Annotated in this window: 20 protein-coding genes; 15 read left to right on the top strand and 5 right to left on the bottom strand. The window is 71.1% G+C overall.

The annotated features are described in order from the left end of the window. Positions 1-20: 20 nt before the first annotated feature. From ABEB28_RS34055 to ABEB28_RS34030, 7 genes are all read left to right on the top strand, one after another. Complete coding sequence (locus tag ABEB28_RS34055; RefSeq protein ID WP_345732376.1) at positions 21-758, top strand: LmeA family phospholipid-binding protein; 738 nt, start codon at positions 21-23, stop codon at positions 756-758. Positions 759-798: 40 nt separating this feature from the next. After that, complete coding sequence (locus tag ABEB28_RS34050) at positions 799-1,404, top strand: TlpA family protein disulfide reductase (protein ID WP_345732375.1); 606 nt, start codon at positions 799-801, stop codon at positions 1,402-1,404. Positions 1,405-1,517: 113 nt separating this feature from the next. Then, positions 1,518-1,592: an Ms5788A family Cys-rich leader peptide gene (locus ABEB28_RS43260; protein WP_376981956.1), complete on the top strand. Its 75-nt coding sequence runs from the start codon at positions 1,518-1,520 to the stop codon at positions 1,590-1,592. A 94-nt stretch (positions 1,593-1,686) separates the two neighbouring features. Further along, positions 1,687-2,142: a DUF4395 domain-containing protein gene (locus ABEB28_RS34045; RefSeq protein ID WP_345732374.1), complete on the top strand. Its 456-nt coding sequence runs from the start codon at positions 1,687-1,689 to the stop codon at positions 2,140-2,142. Positions 2,143-2,215: 73 nt separating this feature from the next. Further along, positions 2,216-3,049, top strand: coding sequence for a sulfurtransferase (locus ABEB28_RS34040; RefSeq protein ID WP_345732373.1), 834 nt, complete (start codon positions 2,216-2,218; stop codon positions 3,047-3,049). Between the two features lie 2 nt (positions 3,050-3,051). After that, positions 3,052-3,354: a DUF1416 domain-containing protein gene (locus tag ABEB28_RS34035; RefSeq protein WP_345732372.1), complete on the top strand. Its 303-nt coding sequence runs from the start codon at positions 3,052-3,054 to the stop codon at positions 3,352-3,354. 133 nt (positions 3,355-3,487) lie between these two features. Continuing rightward, the gene (locus ABEB28_RS34030; protein WP_345732371.1) at positions 3,488-4,822 is read left to right on the top strand and encodes a hypothetical protein; all 1,335 of its coding nucleotides are present in this window, start codon (positions 3,488-3,490) and stop codon (positions 4,820-4,822) included. Positions 4,823-4,901: 79 nt separating this feature from the next. On the opposite strand, the gene ABEB28_RS34025 is transcribed toward ABEB28_RS34030, so the two are convergent. Beyond that, on the bottom strand, positions 4,902-5,264 hold the full coding sequence (locus ABEB28_RS34025) for a DsrE family protein (RefSeq protein ID WP_345732370.1): 363 nt from the start codon (positions 5,262-5,264) through the stop codon (positions 4,902-4,904). Positions 5,265-5,497: 233 nt separating this feature from the next. On the opposite strand from ABEB28_RS34025, the gene ABEB28_RS34020 reads away from it, so the two are divergent. Beyond that, the gene (locus tag ABEB28_RS34020; protein ID WP_345732369.1) at positions 5,498-6,034 is read left to right on the top strand and encodes a heme-binding beta-barrel domain-containing protein; all 537 of its coding nucleotides are present in this window, start codon (positions 5,498-5,500) and stop codon (positions 6,032-6,034) included. A 489-nt stretch (positions 6,035-6,523) separates the two neighbouring features. Here ABEB28_RS34020 and ABEB28_RS34015 read toward each other — a convergent pair whose 3' ends face one another. Beyond that, the gene (locus ABEB28_RS34015; protein WP_345732368.1) at positions 6,524-7,372 is read right to left on the bottom strand and encodes an aminotransferase class IV; all 849 of its coding nucleotides are present in this window, start codon (positions 7,370-7,372) and stop codon (positions 6,524-6,526) included. 123 nt (positions 7,373-7,495) lie between these two features. Between ABEB28_RS34015 and ABEB28_RS34010 the strand changes: the two genes are divergently transcribed. From ABEB28_RS34010 to ABEB28_RS33985, 6 genes are all read left to right on the top strand, one after another. Continuing rightward, positions 7,496-7,978 (top strand): Fur family transcriptional regulator, encoded by a 483-nt coding sequence (locus ABEB28_RS34010; RefSeq protein ID WP_345732367.1) that lies wholly within the window; start codon positions 7,496-7,498, stop codon positions 7,976-7,978. Next, the gene (gene ygfZ, locus ABEB28_RS34005) at positions 7,975-9,003 is read left to right on the top strand and encodes a CAF17-like 4Fe-4S cluster assembly/insertion protein YgfZ (protein WP_345732366.1); all 1,029 of its coding nucleotides are present in this window, start codon (positions 7,975-7,977) and stop codon (positions 9,001-9,003) included. The genes ABEB28_RS34010 and ygfZ overlap by 4 nt, the downstream gene beginning before the upstream one ends. 419 nt (positions 9,004-9,422) lie before the next feature. Then, positions 9,423-10,034, top strand: a complete 612-nt coding sequence (locus ABEB28_RS34000) for an aerial mycelium formation protein (protein ID WP_345732365.1) — start codon at positions 9,423-9,425, stop codon at positions 10,032-10,034. Positions 10,035-10,148: 114 nt separating this feature from the next. Next, positions 10,149-10,565 (top strand): hypothetical protein, encoded by a 417-nt coding sequence (locus tag ABEB28_RS33995; RefSeq protein ID WP_345732364.1) that lies wholly within the window; start codon positions 10,149-10,151, stop codon positions 10,563-10,565. Positions 10,566-10,849: 284 nt separating this feature from the next. Next, on the top strand, positions 10,850-11,821 hold the full coding sequence (sigJ, locus tag ABEB28_RS33990) for an RNA polymerase sigma factor SigJ (RefSeq protein WP_345732363.1): 972 nt from the start codon (positions 10,850-10,852) through the stop codon (positions 11,819-11,821). Between the two features lie 22 nt (positions 11,822-11,843). After that, entirely contained in the window at positions 11,844-13,919 is a 2,076-nt protein-coding gene (locus tag ABEB28_RS33985; protein WP_376981952.1) for an ATP-dependent DNA helicase, read from the top strand. A 49-nt stretch (positions 13,920-13,968) separates the two neighbouring features. Here the strand turns inward: ABEB28_RS33985 and ABEB28_RS33980 are convergent, their stop codons facing one another. Further along, a complete protein-coding gene (locus ABEB28_RS33980) occupies positions 13,969-15,348 on the bottom strand; it encodes an AI-2E family transporter (protein ID WP_345732362.1) in 1,380 nt (459 codons plus the stop codon). 114 nt (positions 15,349-15,462) lie between these two features. Here ABEB28_RS33980 and ABEB28_RS33975 point away from each other — a divergent pair, with 114 nt between their 5' ends. After that, positions 15,463-15,795, top strand: coding sequence for a GroES family chaperonin (locus ABEB28_RS33975; RefSeq protein WP_345732488.1), 333 nt, complete (start codon positions 15,463-15,465; stop codon positions 15,793-15,795). Here ABEB28_RS33975 and ABEB28_RS33970 read toward each other — a convergent pair. Next, positions 15,786-17,225, bottom strand: a complete 1,440-nt coding sequence (locus tag ABEB28_RS33970) for a PrsW family intramembrane metalloprotease (RefSeq protein ID WP_345732361.1) — start codon at positions 17,223-17,225, stop codon at positions 15,786-15,788. The genes ABEB28_RS33975 and ABEB28_RS33970 overlap by 10 nt on opposite strands. A gap of 10 nt (positions 17,226-17,235) precedes the next feature. Next, positions 17,236-19,335 (bottom strand): FUSC family protein, encoded by a 2,100-nt coding sequence (locus ABEB28_RS33965; protein WP_345732360.1) that lies wholly within the window; start codon positions 19,333-19,335, stop codon positions 17,236-17,238. Positions 19,336-19,881 lie beyond the last annotated feature (546 nt).

Raw genomic sequence — 19,881 nt, 5'->3', positions numbered from 1 at the left:
CGACTGGTGGAGGATGGGCAATGGCAGCCGGAAAGCGGCGAGGCACCGGCTGTCTCGTGCTGATTGTGGTCCTGCTCGTCGTGGTGTGCGGTGGTGCCGTAGCGGTCGATCGTGCCGTCGCCGCTGCCGCCGAGAACCGGTTGACCGACGCCGTCGCCCAGAACCTGCGCGACAACGGGACCCCGGCAGCGAGCACCGACGTCGAGACCGTCGGCTTCCCGTTCATCACCCAGTTGATCTCGGGGAACTTCGACGGTGCCGACGTCCGTCTGACCAACGTCACGACGCCGGACGGCAAGGTCGACCGGGTCGATCTGAAGCTTCGGGACGTCTCGATCCCGCAGGACGTCCTGCGCGGCGGCGCACTGCACGACGTCACCGCGGACAGCATCACCGGCACCGGGCGGCTGAGCGTCGCGGAGGTCTCTCGGCGGCTGGGGCTGGAGGGCCTGAAGCTGGAGAGCGCCGGGTCGGCGCTGCGGGCCACCCTGCCGGTGGAGGTACCGGTCGTCGGCGTGGTCGACGTCCGGGCGGACGTGACGCCGCGGCTGGAAGGCGACACGCTGACGTTCGACGTCGGCTCGGTCACCGCGGAGGGGATCGAGGTGCCGCCCGTGATCGTCGACCAGGTCACCGATCAGTTCGCCCAGCCGGTCACGCTGGCGCTGCCGTTCGAGGTGAAGCTCGACAAGGTGACCGCGAGCAACGGCTCTCTGACCGTGACCGGGAGCGCGACGAACGTTCCGCTGGTGCAGTGAGGCCGGGAAGTCTCCGGCGGCGGTAGGTGTTGGGCCGGTCATGGACGACGCCGGGCTGCGTGCCTTGATCTTGGTCGGGGTGCTGGTGGTGGCCACCGCTGCCGGACTGGTCTGGCGCGCGCGGACCGGCCGCGTCCGCCCGGTGCGCGACGTCGGTCCGGTGGTAGACGTCGGTCCGGTGGTCGACGTCGGTCCGGCCCCCGCCACCGCTCCCGCCGAGCGGGACACGGGCTCCGGGGACAACGCCGCCGCTGCGGCGGATCCGGCCCCTGCGGCCGGCCACGGCGACCGTGCGGCCCGGCCGGACGCCGCGGGTTCGGCGGACGCCGCCGGGGTGTGGGCGGAGCTCGGAATCGAGCCGGCGAGCGCCGCCGTCACGCTGGTGCAGTTCTCCTCGGCGTTCTGTGCGCCGTGCCGCGCCACCCGCCGAATCTTGGATGACGTGGCCAGTCGGCTACCGGACGTCGTCCATGTGGAGATCGACGCCGAATCACACCTGGACGCCGTCCGCGCGCTCGACGTCCGGAGTACACCGACAACGCTGCTGGTCGACCGGGCCGGGCGAATCACCGGTCGCGCCGTGGGCCAACCACGCCGCAACGACGTCCTCGCCGCAGTCGGACCGTATCTATCTCCGGACACATAAATCCTTCTTTACGGGTAGGAAATCCTCGCCAGGCCCATCCTCATCCCGTACACCAGGAGTGACGTCCCGCATTTCGGGAAGCGTTTCCCGAGGCGTTTGCTACGCTGGCGCCCATGAGCTCCCTGCTCACGAAGCGCCGCGCGGTAGACCTCTGCCGTGTCGGTAGCTGCCTGTGTCCCCCGGCCTGACGCCGGGCGATGCGCGCTGAGCAGCTCCGCTGACCGCGTGACCGTCGCCTGACAAACCCCAGAACCTGCCAGCGCTCTGGATGTCAGGAGATCCATGCCCTCTTTTTCGTTACGACCGGCCCAGGTCGACCCGCGCGGACCTCGATTCGCCGCCTGGGTGACCACCGTCGTCCTCGCAGTCGTCCTGCTCACCGGCAGCGGCTGGCTGCTCGCCGCCCAGACGGTGGTGTTCGCGCTCGGCGCGTTCGTCGGCCTGGGCGCCGCCCCGTACGCGGTGCTCTACCGCGTCCTGGTCGCACCGCGCCTCGCGCCGCCCACCGAACGCGAGGACGCCGCCCCGGTGCGCTTCGCACAGGGGGTCGGCTTCGTGTTCGCATTGGTCGGCGCCGTGGGCTACCTCGCCGACGCACCGCTCGTCGGGCTCGTCGCCACGGCGGCGGCCCTGGTCGCGGCGTTTCTCAACGCGGCGTTCGGGCTCTGCCTCGGCTGCCTCGCGTACCTTCGCGGGCGACTGCTTCTTTCCCGTATCACCCGGGCTCGCGCGGCATGACGCCCCGCCGAGCACGCGTGCTCCCACCTTTCACCATCCCGGCTGACCCCCACACACACGAAGGAGTGTCTGCATGAGCCGCGAGTCCGCGCTCGTCTCGACCGACTGGGCCGAGAAGAACCTGAACGCCGAGAACACTGTCTTCGTCGAGGTCGACGAAGACGTCTCGGCGTACGACAACGGGCACATCCCCGGCGCCGTCAAGCTCGACTGGAAGAGCGAACTCCAGGACCCGGTGCGCCGCGACTTCGTCAACAAAGAGCAGTTCGAAGCCCTGCTCTCGCGCAAGGGCATCAGCAACGACGACACGGTCGTCCTCTACGGCGGCAACAACAACTGGTTCGCCGCGTACGCCTACTGGTACTTCAAGCTCTACGGTCACGACGCCGTGAAACTGATCGACGGCGGCCGCAAGAAGTGGGAGCTGGACGGGCGTGAGCTCGTCAAGGACGTGCCCGAGCGGGCCGCCACCTCCTACACCGCCAAGGAGCAGGACACCTCGATCCGCGCCTTCCGCGACGAGGTCGTCGCCGCGATCGGCGTCCAGAACCTGGTCGACGTCCGCTCCCCCGACGAGTTCTCCGGCAAGCTGCTCGCCCCGGCGCACCTCCCGCAGGAGCAGTCGCAGCGCGGCGGCCACATCCCGACCGCGGTCAACGTGCCGTGGAGCAAGGCCGCGAACGAGGACGGAACGTTCAAGTCCGACGACGACCTCCGTAAGATCTACGGCGAGGCCGGCCTCGACGACAGCAAGGACACGATCGCGTACTGCCGGATCGGCGAGCGGTCGAGCCACACTTGGTTCGTGCTGCGTGAGCTGCTCGGCCACGACAACGTGAAGAACTACGACGGTTCGTGGACCGAATACGGTTCGCTGATCGGCGTTCCGATCGAGAAGGGCGCCTGAGCATGTGCGGAGCACCTGAGCAGGGCACCGACCTGAGCACCCAGGGCATCGACACCACCAAGGAAACGGTGATCCAGGGCATCGTGACCGCCGGTGACGGTTCGCCGGTGCCGAGCGCGTTCGTCCGGCTGCTCGACTCGAGCGGCGAGTTCACCGCCGAGGTGGTGTCGTCGGCGACCGGTCAGTTCCGGTTCTTCGCGGCGCCGGGTGAGTGGACGGTCCGTGCGCTGCACGCGAACGGCACCGGGCAGGCCGCCGTCTCCGCCGACAAGGGCGTGAACCAGGCCAGCTTGGTCCTCGCCTGATCGCTGCCACACCGAAGGCCCGTCCGGCGTGCCGGACGGGCCTTCGTCGTACGCGCTCGCCTCGCGCGCGCTCGCGTCAGGCCGGTCGCCACGAATCCTGGTTCGACGGTCAGCGAGCTTCTACCCTGTTCCCATGCCCCGGCGGCCCGGTGACGCGCCCCGGGACGGTGCCCACCCGGACGACTTCGCCCCCGTAGCTCCCACAGACCGCTCGGACGAGACGGCTCGCGACTCCTCGCGCCACCACAGCCGAGCGCCCGCTTACTGGGACGACCTGGACGACTCCGGCGCGACGCCCGTCCCGGGCCCTGACGTGCTCAGTGCCGGAGGCTGGGACGCGTCGGCGGCGCCGCGGTGGTCGGCGCAGGAGCAGCTGATCTCCGCACCTCGTCGGCCCGGAGCGGAGGAGTTACCCGGGCTGGACCCGGAACCGCCACCGGACCCGATGCCCGAGCCGGAACCGTTGTCCGAGCCGACGGAGTCGTCGCCTCACCCGGACGCGCCGACGAGCGAGGCGCTGGTCACCGACGCGCTCGCGGAGGAAGCGCCGGCGCGGCGACGTCCGGTCGTCGTCGAGCGCGTCGAGCGGTGGGCGCGACCCCACCGGGCCCGCCTGCTCTGGATCGCCGCGTTCGTCGCCGGGACCGTCCTGGGTGGCGTCGCTGTGCACGAGTGGGACACCCAGCAGGCCGAGGCGCGGCGCCGGGACACCGTCCAGCTCAGCGCCCGCGTGGCCGAGGACGCTGCCAGCAGCGCCAACTGGACCGGCGACCGGCAGCCCTGGACGCTCCGCGTCGTCCTGACGAACAGCGGACCGACGGACGTCCGGATCGGGGCCGCCCGACTCGACGACAAGTACCTGCGGTCGAAGCTCCGGACGGTGAGCCGCGATGTGCGGGTGCGGGCCGGTCAGGAAACCTGGATCTCGGTGGACGTCACGAATTCCTGTTCGGTCAGTCGGCCGATGACCGCGCCGTACGCGATCATGCTGACGATCACGCCCGACGGTCGCCCCGAGCGGGACGTCCGGGTCCGGCTCGCCGACGACACCATGCTGCTCGTCGACACCGCCCGGCAGAAGTGCCAGAACTCGGCGAACGACATGTGGATCACGGCCGAACTAGAGGGCGAACCGGCCGACCTGGACACCGAACTGGCAACGCCGATCCGCATCCGCCAGCTGGACGAACGGGCGCTGGCAGTCCGGGAGATCCGCACCCCCACGCCGGGGCTGTCGGTGGTGGCCGCGCCGCTTCCGATCGGCTTCGAGCAGGAGGTCACGCCCGCGACGACGTTGCGCTGGTCGATCGCCGACTGCGCGAAGGCCAGGGTCATCGTCTACGCGGAGGTGGGCATCTCGGCGACGATCCAGCTGGTGGAGCGCGGCGAATCAGTGCGGGTGCCGATCGTTCTGGACGCCAACGCGGTGCTGGCCATCGTCCGCTTCATCACCCGCACGTGCGGCTGACAATGAACTCTTTTCGACCGGAGCCTGCTGAGATCGCTTGACCTCGACGAAGGCCGGAGGTTGAAAAGGGTTCGACACGTCAATAAACGAGCGCCTGAGTGCCGTCGGTGAGGACCTCTTCGACGAACACGGCAGCGCCGGCGATCCGGACGCCTGGCAGCACGTCGCTCTCCCCGATCGACCGACGGGCGGCGCACTGGGTGCAGAGCGTGACCTGACCCGCCGCCAGCAGGGCAGAGAGTAGCTCGGACAGCGGCGCGGAGTGCGGGAGGTCGAACTCCGCTGCCCGGCCGGGCAGCGCGAACCACGACGATTCGCCGGTGAGCCAGAGCGAGACGTCCGCGCCGGAGGCGAGCGCGGTGGCGGCGACCGTGAACGCCTGGGCACAGCGCTCGGGAGCGTCCGCGCCAGCTGTCACCTTGACGACCAGTGAGCGGCTCATGAGCAGACCTTAGGGGGCGGGCACCGTCGTCGGCGCCCCGGCACGCTCGTAGCGACGGGCGCGGCGCTGCCGACCGCTGTGCGGAAGGCCACCCGCACGTAGGCGGGGCACTCACCCTAGACTCGACACGTGCTCGAGACCTTCTTCTTGGTGCTGCTGATCGCGGCCTTCGCCCTCATCACGTGGTTCGGCGTCTACGTCGTGTACCGGCTCTACCAGGGCCAGCGCTGACCGTGACGGACCCCGCCGGCTACCCGTACGAGGAGACCCACGACCTCCGGTCCGGGCCGAACCTGCACGAGTCGCTGCTCGGCCTGCTCCCGTTCGTCGGGGTCTGGCGCGGCACCGGCAAGGGCGGGTACCCCGGCACCGAGGACTTCGACTACGCGCAGGAAGTGCGGCTCAGCCACGACGGCCGACCGTTCCTCGCGTACGAGTCGCGGGCCTGGATCATCGACGCCGAGGGACGCCCGGTCCGCCCGGCGGCCCGCGAGGTCGGCTGGTGGCGTCCGCAGCCGGACGACTCGATCGAGGTGCTGCTCGCGCACCCGACGGGCTACGTCGAGGTGTACGTCGGCGAGATCGACGGGCTGAAGGTGGAGCTGAGCACGGACGCGGTAGTGCGGACGGCGAGCGCCAAGGAAGTCTCGGCGAACCACCGCCTGTACGGCATCGTCGAGGGTGATCTGCTCTACGCGGTCGACATGGCGGCGATGGGCCGCGATTTGACGCCGCATCTCTCCGCCCGCCTCAAGCGAATAGCGGGCTGACGGCCCGTCCAGAACGACGCGGACAGGCGAGCGAGCCTCTTATGACGGCCCCCTGATGTCACGACGCAACGGGGACAGGCCTCGCGTGCGAGCATGCCCGCGACCGGTCACGACTGAGCTTGGGGACTCGCTCGACTGTCAGCCCCGCCCTGGACGGGCTCCAGCGCCGTTGTACAGACAAAAGCAAAAATGCCGCGCGTAGCGCGGCATTTAAAAGCCCCCCGGGCTATGACTCCCGCGATTGCTCGCGGGGCTGGTCGGACGAGTCCAGCAGCCCGAGGGGTCGGTGGTTACCTTGGTTTGCCTTACCGCCGCTACGTCTCACAAGGCGACGGTTCGGACCGGAGTCCGATGGGCGGCTAGGAAGTAGCCACCTCACGAGTCCGATAAGTATTCAACTTTGGACCACCTCCCCTCTCGTGTACCTCGAATCTACGTCGGTCCGCGGAGGTCGGCAACGCTATTTTTCGGTGTTCGTCGAGAGCGAACTCAGACCGGAAATCCAAGGATTCGTTGCACCCCCGCGGTGAGGCCCCGCTCCCCGATCGGCTTGCCGTCGAGAGCTTTGATCCGCGCGGCTCCACGGACGCTGGAGCACAGCCACGCCTCGTCCGCCGCGAACAGGTCGTCCAGGTGCGCCCGGGTGCGCTCGGCCCGCAGTCCCAGCTCGTCCGCGTGGTCGAGCAGATAGTTCACGGTGGTACCGGCGAGGATTCCGGTGTCCACCGGCACCGTCCGCAGCGCCCCGCCGGCGGCCCACACCACGGTTGCGGTCGGCGCCTCCAGCACCGTGCCCTCGGTCGACAGCATCAGCGCGTCGTCCGCGCCTGTTTCCGCTGCGTATCGCAGCGCGGCCATGTTCACCGCGTAGGAGAGCGTCTTCGCGCCGCCGAGCAGCCACGGGGCCCCGGACCGGACGTCGGCCGGCACACCGAGCGAGACGGTCACCACGGACACGCCCTCCCGACGGCCACGCTGCGCGGCGGGCGGCACGTCGAACATCGTCGCGAACACGGTCGGCGGCTCGGGCTGTCCGGTCTCCGGTCCCCGGGTGCAGACGATCTTGACGCCGACCTCCTCGTCGCCGTGTGCGTCCACCAGGACGGACTCGACGAGAGCCGCCAGCTCCTCGACCGGCGGCAGTGCGATCCCGAGGATCCGCGCCGAACCCGCCATCCGGACCAGGTGCTCGTCGAGCTGCCAGGGTTTGCCGTAGCGGACGTGGACGGTCTCGAAGACGCCGTCGCCGCGGGTCAGACCAGCGTCGTCGGCGCGGGCGATGGGGGTGTCGACCGGAAGGAGACCCCGGCCGAGGACGGCGAGCGCACGGGTAGCCATGCGGGAAACCGTAGTGAAGTTGTTCCCGGTCCGGCGCCCCGCGGTTCGTCTTCGCGGATCTGCGGGCTGAACAGCGAAGGGGCGAACCGAGCCGGAAAAATCTTCAGTGAATACGATGGGGTCATGGCGCTCCCGTCACTGACCGACGCGCTACGGTCCCGTGGGCTCCGGATGACCGTCCAGCGGCAGCTCGTCATGGAAGCCGTCGAGCGGCTGGGCCACGCCACCCCCGAGCAAGTGCACGCCGAGGTGACGCAGACCGCGGCGGGGATCAACTTGACCACCGTCTACCGGACGCTGGAGCTGCTCGAGCAGATCGGCCTGGTCCGGCACACCCACCTCATCGATACGGCGACGACCTACCACCTCGCCGCTGACCAGCACTTCCACCTGGTGTGCCGGATGTGCCGCACGGTCTCGGAGGCGCCCACCGGGATGCTCGCCGAGCTCGCAGGCCGGCTGGCCGACGAGCGCGGGTTCAGCATGGACGTCGGGCACGTCGCACTGTTCGGCGTCTGCGGGAACTGCAGTGACGGAAATACCTGCGAGCCCGACGCCGCTGCACACTCCGGAAGCACTGCCGAAGCTCCGGAGGTCTTGTCGTGACGAGCCCGCTCAGCCTGCGCCCCGGCGCGGTACTCGCCGAGGGTGTCGACGCCGGCGTCGCGGCTCACTACGGCGACCCGTTCCGCGAACAGCGGCGCCTCACCGAGGACGTGGGTGTCGTCGATCGGAGCAACCGCGGCGTCATCGCGGTTCCCGGCGCCGACCGGCTGGCCTGGCTGCACAGCCTCACGTCCCAGCACCTGTCCGCGCTCCCGGCCGGGCACGGCACCGAAGCGCTGGTGCTCTCGCCGCACGGGCACGTCGAGCACCACCTGCTGGTCGGCGACGACGGGGGCACGACCTGGCTGGACGTGGAGCCGGGAACCATCGGCGACCTGCTCGGGTACCTGCAGAAGATGGTCTTCTTCATGCGGGTCGAGCCGGCCGACGTGTCCGCCGACTGGGCGGTGCTGTCGGTGATCGGGCCGAAGACCGGTGAGGCGCTCGCGCAACTGGGGGTGGCGCTGCCGGCCGAGCCGTACCGCTTGGCGTCGCTGCCCGACGGTGGACTGGTCCGCCGCATGCCCTGGCCCGGTGAGGTGGCCGCCGACCTGCTGGTGCCGCGCGACGCGTTGGAGGCCACCGTCGACCGGTTGGGCGCTCCGCTGGCGGGTACCTGGGCGTACGAGGCGCTGCGGGTCGCCGATCGTCGTCCGCGGCTGGGCTTCGAGACCGACCACCGGACGATCGTCCAGGAACCGGAGTGGATCCCGACCGCGGTGCACCTGGAGAAGGGCTGCTACCGGGGTCAGGAGACGGTGGCCCGGGTACACAACCTCGGTCGGCCACCCCGTCGTTTGGTGCTGCTGCACCTGGACGGGGTGAGCGAGGAACTGCCCGCGCAGGGCACGCCGATCACCGCGGGGCGCGACGGCCGCGCGGTCGGCTTCGTCGGCACCGCCGTCCGCCACCACGAGCTGGGTCACATCGCGCTAGGGCTGGTCAAGCGCTCCACCCCGGACGACGCCGACCTCTGGATAGGCGAAACCAAGGCCGCCGTAGACCCAGCGCTAGAGACAGCCTGACGCGCTAACGCGTCCACAGTTGCTCGAACGAACCTGGAGCCCGTCCAGGGCGGCGCTGGCAGTCGAGCGCGAGGCCGCCTCGACCTTTAACTGTGGTCTCAAGGCCTCGCGCTCGCCTGTCAGCGTCATTCTGGGCGGGCCGCAATCCGAAACGTGAGAAGTTGTCTCATATAGCGGGTTGGCCGTAGGAGTTTGTCGCCGGAATGTGACTGTTTAGGCATTGCATCCGTGCCAAAAGCTGGCTCAACCCGCGCCGGATCGGCTCCCGCATGCCAGGATGCTCCAAACGCGGTGGGCAACCGCACACCGACTGAACCCTTTCGACCGGTGCCCACTGAGCTCGGTTGACCTGGGAAAAGGCCGGAGGTTGAAAAGGGTTCACCGGCCTGCGAATCCGCGCCGTGCGAAGGAGCAGAGGCATGACGGATGTCGTACCAGGAGGGAGACGGCGGATCGACCGCGTGCTCGACCCCGGTTACCTGCGGGACCTCACCTGCCTGCAGACACCGGACGTACGCCACCGCCGTGACGAAGCGCTCGCCGAACTGGCCGAACTCAACCGCCTCGGGCACATGCTGGACGAACGGATCGCGATGGTCACCGCCGAGCAGCGGCGGCGAGCCGCGATCGTGTTCGACGGCGCCCCCGTCCCCGCGCCGAACCTTCCGCCCTCCGAGGAGCACTCACCCGCGGGTCGACTGGCGCGCGTGTTCCGCCTCCGCACGGACCCGGACAGCCCGCCGACCCATCGGCGACGACGACGGGTGGAACGGCTGGTGGCCGACGTCGATCTCGCCGACGTCGCCCGGCGGACCGACGACGAGCTGGCCCGGGTGCTCCGCACGTTCCGGCACGAGCGACGTCAGGTCACCGACGTGTCCGGTCGGGTGCGCGGCGTCGTCGACCAGTGCGGTGACGACCTGGGGCGACGCCGGGTGGCCCCCCGGGGCACCAGCCCGGCGGAGAACCCGGAAACGGTCCCACCGGACGAGCACGTGACCGGCACCCTCGGCGCGAATCGTCGCCCCTGAGCCTCCTCAGGGTCGGACCCCTGAACGCACCCTGAAGTGCTAGCTGAGCGCTTGCAGGTGTTAGCGCTGGCGACCTACGGTGGAGACACGGACGTCGTCAGCGAGAGGACCGACATGTCTACTACTACGGGGTCTGGGCCGGAGCCCACGGGGCCTGCCGAGCTCGGCCCGGGCACGGGCAGCAGCACCGGAACCAAGCCGTGGCCCGAGCCCCTGTACGCCGTGGCCGGCGTCGGCGACCTGCTCGCCGAGCAGATCCGCCGGTTCCTGGCCAATGCGCCGGAGATCTCGGCGCAGTTCCAGCGGAACGCCGCGACGCTCCCGGACGACCTGCGCAGCCTCCCCAACGAGCTGCGGACGCTCGCGTCCGACCTGCCCTCGTACGCGGTTGGGCTGCAGACCCGCGCTCGCGACCTGGACAGCGAGACGGTGAAGCGGAACGTCGCGAGCGCACAGAGCCGCGCCCAGGACGTCTACCGCGACCTCGTCCAGCGCGGCGAGCAGGCCGTCAACCAGCCCGCGGAGAGCTGACGCGACAATTGAGTGCGGCCCCTCGGCCGTGTTTCAAAGGTTCAGGCCGCCGTGGGCGTGGTCCAGGCGGCGGTCCGGCAAGGCGGAGGTTCGTCCGGATACCGCTGTTGTATCCGGACGGGCCGACAACGCGGCCGGTCGTCGTCTGGGCCGCGGCCACGGTGGGCTGCTGGCCTTTGAAGCACGGCCTGGGCCCGTCCAGTTTCATGCTGGGCGGGCCGGGTCACGTTCCGCGGGGCCGACTCGTCTGTAGTGAAGTGCATCCGGCGACAAGGGGCAGGGCGATGGGCACGGTCGAGGTCGACGAATTCACACCCCATCGCGAACACCTGGTACGCGTCGCCTACCGCATGCTGGGCAGCCTGGCCGACGCGGAGGACGCCGTCCAGGAGGCGTGGTTGCGCTGGCAGCGCGCCGACCGCTCGGACATCGTCGATCCCCGGGCGTGGCTGACGCGGGTGACCGGCCGGATCTGCCTCGACGTCCTGCGGTCGGCCCGGGTCACCCGCGAGGCTTACGTCGGTCCGTGGTTGCCGGAGCCACTCGTCGAGCGGCTCCCCGCGGAGTCGGCGTCCGCATCCGGTGCGGGCGCCGACCCGGCCGACATCGCGGTGCTGGACGACACCGTCCGGATCGCGCTGCTGCACCTCCTGGAGCGGCTGACGCCGGAGCAGCGGGTGGCGTTCGTCCTGCACGACGTGTTCGGCATCCCGTTCGACGGCATCGCGTCCGCGCTCGGCACGAAGGTCGACACCGCGCGCCAGCTCGCTTCCCGGGCCCGGCGCCTCCTGCACAGCAGTGCGCCACCGCCGCTGGCACCCCTGCCGGAGCAACGCGCGACCGTGGAGGCGTTCTTCGAGGCCTGTCAGGGCGGCGACCTGGCGCGGCTGACCTCGCTGCTGGCGCCGGACGTCGAGTTCCACTCGGACGGTGGCGGCAAGGTGCGGGCCGCACTGCGCCCGATCGTCGGTATCGAGAAGGTCATCCGGTTCCTGCTCGGCATCCTCGAGCAGGCCGGAAACGCGGTGGTGCCGGAGCCGGCCCTGGTCAACGGCCAGTACGGCGTCGTGCTCCGGCTCCGGCCCAACTACTCGGCCGACGCCGAGTACCGCGCCTGGGTGGCCGGCCGCGAGACCCTCGGTGTGGTGGTGCCGGACGTGTCCGCCGACGGCCGCATCTCGCGCATCTCGTTCGTCGTCAATCCCGAAAAGCTTCGTCACCTGCCACCTGTGGACGACGGGAGCGGGGTGTCGTAGGGGGCGGGTACCGTTGCCGCCCGTGGCCCCAGTGACCGAAGCGACTGAAGCACCCCCGGCGCGGAGCGAGGCTGACCAACGCCAGACCGATGAGCTGCTCGCTGCCGCGATCGGCGCCGTACCCGGCGGAATGGATCGCCCCGGGCAGCGGACGATGGCGCACGCGGTCACCGAGGCGGTGCACAGCGACGAACACCTCTTGGTGCAGGCGGGCACCGGAACCGGGAAGTCGCTGGCCTACCTGGTACCGGCCCTCGCCACCGGCAAGCGCGTCGTCGTCACGACCGCGACGCTCGCGCTGCAGGCGCAGCTGGTCAACCACGACTTGCCGCGTCTGGTGGAGGCCGTCGCCCCGGTCCTCGGTCGTACGCCGACGTTCGCGCTGCTCAAGGGCCGGCACCACTACGCGTGCCTGGCCCGGCTCGAGCCCGGTGCCGCGGACGACGACGACGGCCTGTTCGACACCGACACCCAGTGGCTCGGCGCGGCGGGCAAGCTCGTCCAGCAGGTCACCCGGGTCCGGGAATGGGCCGAGGAGAGCGACACCGGCGACCGCGCCGACCTCGACCCCGGCGTCGACGACAACGCCTGGCGGCAGGTGAGCATGCCGGCCCGCGAGTGCGTCGGTGCGGCGCGGTGCCCGTTCGGTGACGACTGCTTCGCCGAGGCGGCGCGCGCCAAGGCCCGGCAAGCCGACATCGTCGTCACCAACCACAGCCTGCTCGCGGTCGATCTGCTCTCCGGACGCCACATCGTTCCCGAGCACGCGCTGCTCGTCGTCGACGAGGCACACGAGCTCACCGATCGGGTCACCAGCGCCGCGCAGGCGGAGTTGACCGCCGAGCTGATCAGCCGAGTCGGCCGCCGCCTACGCGCGTTCGTCGACGAGAAGCTGCGCGACGACGTGGAGGGCTCCGCCGACCTGCTCGAACGCTTGCTGGACGGAATGCCGACCGGCCGGCTGGAGCGGCTGCCGGAACCGCTCTACGACGCGCTGTTCCTGGTTGACTCGTCCGCCAGGGCCGCGTTGGACGCCCTCGGCGGTGAGGTCGGCCCGGAAGAGGCGGACGCCGTCAAGCGGAACCAGGCCAAGCAAGGCCTGACCACGCTGGTCGACATCGTCGAGCGTCTGCTCGCCCAGTCCACGCACGACGTCGCGTGGTTGTCCCGCGAAGACCGGCGTCCGCCCACGTTGCACGTCGCCCCGCTCTCGGTCTCCGCGGCCCTGGGCAGCGGCCTGTTCCGCAACCGGGTGGTGGTGGCCGCCTCGGCGACGCTGGCGCTCGGCGGGCGCTTCGACACGGTGGCCCGTTCGCTCGGCCTGGACGTCGAGTACGGCCGCACGCCCGACACCGGCGACGTCCGGCCGGTCGAGCCGCCGGAGCCCGACGACGATTCCGACGACCAGCCGCCGCCGCGCTGGCGGGCGCTGGACGTCGGCTCGCCGTTCGACTACCCGAAGCAGGGCATCCTCTACGTCGCCGCGCGGCTGCCGAAGCCCGGCATGTCCGGGCTCTCCGACGGCGCCCAGCGGGAACTCGTCGAGCTGGTCACGGCCGCGGGCGGGCGCACGCTCGGGCTGTTCTCGTCCCGGAAGGCCGCGACGGCGGCCGCCGAGGCGCTCCGGGCCGCCACCGACCTCCCGGTGCTCCTCCAGGGCGACGACTCGATCCACCTGCTGGTGCGGCGGTTCCGCGAGGAGCCGCAGACGTGCCTGCTGGGCGTCGCGTCGCTGTGGCAGGGCGTCGACGTACCCGGCGATGCGTGCCAGCTGGTGGTGATCGACCGGTTGCCGTTTCCGCGGCCCGACGAGCCGCTGACCGCCGCCCGGTCCAAGGCCGTGGACGACGCGGGCGGGTCGGGGTTCATGGCGGTGTCGGTGCCCGCCGCCGCGATTCGGCTCGCGCAGGGCGCCGGGCGGCTGATCCGGGCGGCCGGTGACCGTGGCGTCGTCGCGGTGCTCGATCCGCGGCTGCACAACGCCCGCTACGGCGAGTTCATCCGCCGGACGCTGCCGCCGTTCTGGTACACCACGTCGCCGGACGTCGTCCGGGGTGCGCTCACCCGGCTCAGCGAGACGGCGTCCGCCCGCGTCTGACCCGCAACGCAACAGCGCCCCGCGTCGCAGACGCGGGGCGCTGTGGTCCTCAGCCGGTGGCCACCGGGCCTGGGGGCTCACCCGTCGGGGCGGGTGTCGACGGCGGTGCGGCCTGCACCGGAACCGGCGTCTCGGCGCGTCCGGCCGCTCCGGCACCACCGTTCTCCACCAACTCGGCCCGCTTCTCCTCCGCCGCGGCTTGGTCGTCGTCGGTCGGCACCGTGCCCGGTGGAGCCTGTGGACCGGCCGGCGCTGGTCCGCCCTCCGGCCGCACCACCAGGTAGCGGATCGCGGTGTTCAGCACCGCGAGGATCGGTACCGCGACCAGACCACCGACGATGCCGGCGACGGTGATACCGATCGCGATCGCGAGGATGACCGCCAGCGGATGGAGCGAGACCGCGCGTCCCATGATCAACGGCTGCAGCACGTGGCCTTCCAGCTGCTGCACGCCGATGACCACGGCCAGAATGATCAGCGCGGAGACCGGGCCCTGGGTGACCAGCGCGACCGCGACCGCCACCGCTCCGGAGAGCGTCGCACCGATCACCGGGATGAACGCGCCGAGGAACACCAGCGCGGCCAACGGCAGCGTCAGCGGCACCTTGAGCACCGCCAACCCGATGCCGATGCCGACCGCGTCGACGAACGCGACGAACACGGTCGCGCGGACGTAGGAGGTCAGCGTGTGCCAGGAGTACTGACCGGCCTGGCGGACGGCCGGGCGCGCCGCCCGCGGGAGCAGCCGGGTGAGGAACCGCCAGATCCGGCTGCCGTCCTTCAAGAAGAAGAACAGCGTGAAGAGGACCAGGAAGAAGCCGGTGACGACCTCACCGAGCGTCGTCGCGGTGCTGACCGCGCCGGACGTCAGCGAAGAGCTGTTCTCCGACAGCCAGGTCTGGGCCCGGTCGACGTACTGGTCGATCTGGTCCTGGGAGATGTGCAGCGGCCCGGAGAGCAGCCAGTCGCGGCCCTCGTTCAGCGCCTGGTTCACCTGGTCGGTCAGGTCCTGCAGACCGTTGATGAACGCCTGGATGACGAGGTACAGCGTGCCGAAGACGCACACGAGCCCGAACACCAAGATCGTGGTCGCGGCCAGGGCGTTGGGCGCGCCGCGCTTGCGCAGCCACCCCGCGGCCGGCTCCAGCAGCGCCGCGAGCAGCAGCGCGACCATCAACGGGATCACGACGAAGCGCAGCATCGAGATGATGTGGAACAGCCCGTAGAGCACCACCGCGACGATGACCAGACGCCAGGCCCAGGCCGCCGCGACCCGCAGCGCGACCGGCACGCTCTCGTTGTCCGGCTCGCCGGCCGGCAGCAGCACGACGCCGGGCGAATCGGGACGCTCAGGAGGCAGGTCTTCGCTCTCCCTCGCGGCCGCGAGCCTCTCGCGCGCCTCGTCGCGCACCCGCAACAGCCAACTCACTCGCGTACCCCCTCGCCCGGTTCGACATGCGCACGGTACCGGCGCGCTCCTACCCACCCCACGGGTGGCGCACACTCGGCGCTACCGTGTGGTGCTGTGAGTACCGAACCCGGCCTGGTCAACTCCGCGAGCGGCGGACTGCCGATCCATCTCCTCCACGACCGGGTTCTGGTGAAACTGGAGGGCGCGCTCGGCGAACGGAAGTCGAGCGCGGGCATCGTCATCCCGGCGACCGCGGTGATGGGCCGTCGGCTGGCGTGGGCGACGGCGGTGGCCGTCGGACCGCACGTCCGCTCGGTGGAGGTCGGTGACCGGGTGCTGTTCGATCCCGACGAGAAGTCGGAGGTCGAGCTGCAGGGCACCGACTACGTGCTGATGCGCGAGCGCGACGTGCACGCGGTGGCCGCCTCCCGCGTCGATTCGGAAGGCACCGGCCTCTACCTGTGAGGTTCTGAGCCCGGCGCGTGCTGCGGCTGGTAACCGGTGTGGTGACCGCCGCCGTAGTAGGTCGGGCCGTACGTGTGATTCGGCACGCCGCCGCCGTTCTGGCTCGGGCCCGGGCCCGGGCCCGGGTAGCTGCCGCTGACGTAGTTCGGGTTGTGCCCGCCGGGGTACAGGGACACCGGCGCGGTGGCCCACGGCATGGAGGAGCCGGGGCGGGCGTGCTGCAGGATGTACTGCCTGCGGGCATCCACCGTCGCGAGCAGCTGCCGCTCTTCGTCGGCGAACTCCTCGTTGCTCATGCCCCGAGCCAGCGAGTCGCGTGCGATCGCCAGTTTGGTCGCGGCGAACTGGTAGTCGGACATCGCCTTCGCGCCGATACCGCCGGCGATCTGCCGTGCCCACTGCCGCCCGGCCCGGCGCGTCTGCATGGTGGCGAGCGCGGCGATCTCCTGCGGCGTGAACCAGCCGGCCTCGGCGTAGACCGGCAAGACCCGGCCGACGACCTTCGCCTCCCGGCCACGCAGCACGATCGCCACCGTGACCATCACCGCCAGGATCGGCAGCATGATCACCACGTAGCCGGTCAGGATGATGCCGAAGTCCTGGCTGGAGGCGAGCAGGTTCCAGGTGCCGTGCAGCAGGATCGCCAGCACCAGGCCGCCGATCGGCGCGACGATCCGGACCCAGGTCTGCCTGCTGCGGACCGCGAGCCCGATCCCCACCCCGGTCATCGCAGTGAAGAGCGGGTGCGCGAACGGGGAGAAGATGCCTCGGAGAACGAACGTGACGATGAGGGCGGTGATGCCGCCCGGCATGTCCTTCTCCTCGTCGCCGAGGTAGGCCGAGCCGAAGTAGAGAACGTTCTCGGTGAACGCGAAGCCGACCGCTGACATCCCGGCGTAGACGATGCCGTCGACCACGCCGTTGATCTGCCGCCGCCCGGTCAGCGCGAGGCCGAGCAGGACGAACAGCGGAACGGCCTTGAAGAACTCTTCGGTGGGCGGCGCCACCAGCACGGCCGTCGTCGACTCCGACCCGCCCGCGCCGGTGATCACCCGACCACCGAACGAGTTGATGATCAGCGCGGCGAACGTCGCGACGCACGCGCCCCAGCCGAACGCGAACGCCAGGTAGCGGCGTGGCTCCGGTTCGTACCGGTCGAGCCACCAGAAGAACGCCAGCAGGATCGGGACCGGCAGCACCGCGGTGCCGAGCGCCAGGATCAGCGCAACCGGCCCGAGGCTGTAGCCGAGGATGCCGTAGATCCCGAGACCGGCCAGACCGATGATGCCGACCGCCAGGACGGCGATCGCGATGCCGACCCAGCGACGTTTGTGCCAGGGCACCATCGGAGCTGCCTTGGCCATCCCCTCCGACGGGTGGGGAACGCCCGGCTGCCCGGGCAGACCCGGTGCCGCGGGAGGGTGAACCATGGATCGCAGCTTATCCGGGGTGCGCGTCAGTTGCCTTAGCGTCCTGCCGGAGCAGGTGGTTCAACGTTCCAATTCCGTCGGTCAGCCGGTCGGCGGCGGTGGCGAAAGTGGCTAGTCGGGCATTCGGGGCCACTGCGATGAGTTGGTCGACATCCGCCCGGAGCGACGGCAGCGACCGGGGACGTTCTCCCGTGCGGAGTGCGGTGGCCACGATCGCGAGTGCGGCATCGACGTGGGAGGCGAACGCGCGGGCCTCGGGACGAGTGAGGCCGTCGGCGTGCGCGTCCCGAGCGGCCTCCAGCGCCATCCCGCCCTGGACCAGCCGACTCGCGTGCACGGTGACGCCGTGGGCGAGGTCGACCAGCCCTGGCGGCGTCCCCGGCTCGTCGGCGAGCCGCTTGGCCGAGTCCCGGGCGTTGCTCAGCGCGACCCTGGCCACCGTGCGGGCGGCGTCCACGTCGGTGTCGGACGCGTCCGGGTCGGCGGCCGTTCGCAGGTAGCCGCGTGCCCGCTCGATACTCTCCGCGAGCGTCTCCCGCGCCGTCGCCCGCTCCCAAGTGGGCCAGGCCAGGTAGGCGGCGAGCGCGATGGCTCCCGCTGCGACGGTGTAGGTGAGCCGCTCCGGGATGAGCGACCCGGCGGAGGCGCCGAGCAGGTCGGCGATCAGCACCGCGTTACCGGCCATCGCCGCGGCGCCGAGGGCGAAGTTCGCGGTCAGCACGGTCCGCAGGAGGAAGTAGAAGACCGGGACCAGCGCCATCTTCTGCCAGGTCTCCGAGACCACCCACTCCAGCAGCGCGGAGACCACCAGCATGCCGAGCAGGGTCCCGGCCACCCGGTCGACGACCTGCTTGACGGTCGCGGAGAAGTCCGGCCGGATCGCCACCGCGACCGTGAGCAGCAGCCAGTAGCCGCGCGGCAGTCCGAGCACCGCCAGCGCCGCGGCCACCGCGGCGAGCGTGAAAGCCAGCCGCAGCGCGTGCCGGAACGCGGCTGACGAGGGTCGCAGGTTGGCCCGCAGTACGGTCAGCGGCTCGTCGGCCGGCATGACGAAGATCGGACCGCCGCCGTGGACCTCCGTGGGCACTTCGGGGGCGGTCGACTCGACGATCCGCCGCGCGGCCCGGAGCTGCCCGGCCAGCGCCGCCGAGCGGGTCGCGGCACCGCGTCGGGTGAGTGGCGCCCGGCCTTGCCCGTCGGCGCGCGCCCGGACCGCGGCGACGGCTCGCTTCAGCGCGTCGTCGAGCGCCGGTGGGACGTCGGGGTGCAGCGCGTCGGGCTCGTCGCCGAGCCGCTCCGCGATCGCGGCGCCCACCGCGGCCGCAGCGTCCAGCACCGCGCCCACCTCGGCGGCCGCGTCGTCCTGGCCCATGTCCTCGAGCCGGGCGCGGAGCCCGGCCAGCGCGACCACCTCGCCCCGCGCGCGCTCCACCTCGTCGAGCAGGATGCGCAGACCGGCGACGGTCCGGTTGCGCTGGGGATCGAGGCCTTGTAGCGCGGCGTGCGCCTCCAGCACCACCGGGTAGGCCGGGCCGTCTCCGCTGGGGTCGACCTCGGTCAGCTGGCGGTACGCGGCGGCGATCGCGGCCCGCTCGGGCGCGTAGCCGCGGACCGGCCAGGGCGCGATCGCCAGCAGCGTCTGGAGGCCCGCGCCGACGAACACCGCGACTGCGGCGAGCAGGGCTTGGCTGAGTTCCTGTGGCTGCTCGCCGAGCACGATCAGGACGATCAAGCCGGTGATGCCCACGCGGGTGCCGGCCGGACCCAATGCGGTGAGCAGACCGGCGAGGAAACCCCAGAGCGCCACCAGTAGGACCGCGAGCACCGTGTGCGGCTGGGCTAGCGCTCCGAGCAGCACCGACAGCGCGCCACAGACGGCGAGCGCGAAGCCGAGCCGCAACCGACGGCGGTAGGGACCCGACAGGTCCGCGAAGCCGGTGAAGTACGCCCCGAGCGTGGCCGCGACCGCCGGCAGGACGGCGCCGGCGAGGCCCCCGATCAGCAGGGGCAACGCGACCGCGAGCGTCCCGCGGGCGGCGACCCGGGGACTGAGCTTCGCCCGGGGGACTGTCACCAGGCCGCTGAGGGCGGCGCGCAACGTTCGCCCCATGACCGCCCCGGATGCCGCGTGATCGCCGACCCGCTCCTCGGGCCGGGTTACGACCTTAACGGGCGACTCGCACGGCGGCCCGCGACGCGCGGGTGTACGCCGTTCGGCACACACGGCGGCGCCCCGCGGAGAACCGCGGGGCGCCGGAAAGTTTGGACGGGCCCTGTTCTCTCCGCCGCGTTGCGGCGTTGTCGAGAGGCGGGGCCCGCAGAGGAATTTGTACCCTCCGGCCGAACCGAAGGCAAGGGATTCGTGCTTTCGAATACAGAAGCGGGGTGTAACCGCAGGTTCACCTTCCGGTGGCCGGAGGTGCCTTCGATCCGACGGCACGACGAACGGCTGTCACCGGGACGGCGAAAGCAGGGGTACCGAGCGTCGGCCAGCTGACATTTGCCCGCGGAAAGTCCACTGGGCTGGCACATTCTGGGGATACCGGCGCGGCCGCCGCTCCCTAACGTTGACTCCATCAGCGGCGGCCCGCGCAGAGCACGGCCCCACCAGACGCGGAAGGACGCGAAACCCGATGAGCGACTACGAGACCAACGT

The sequence above is a fragment of the Cryptosporangium minutisporangium genome (assembly GCF_039536245.1).
Lineage (GTDB): Bacteria > Actinomycetota > Actinomycetes > Mycobacteriales > Cryptosporangiaceae > Cryptosporangium > Cryptosporangium minutisporangium.
Note: the sequence above shows the minus strand (reverse complement) of the source record. Positions and strands in the feature narration are given on the sequence as shown.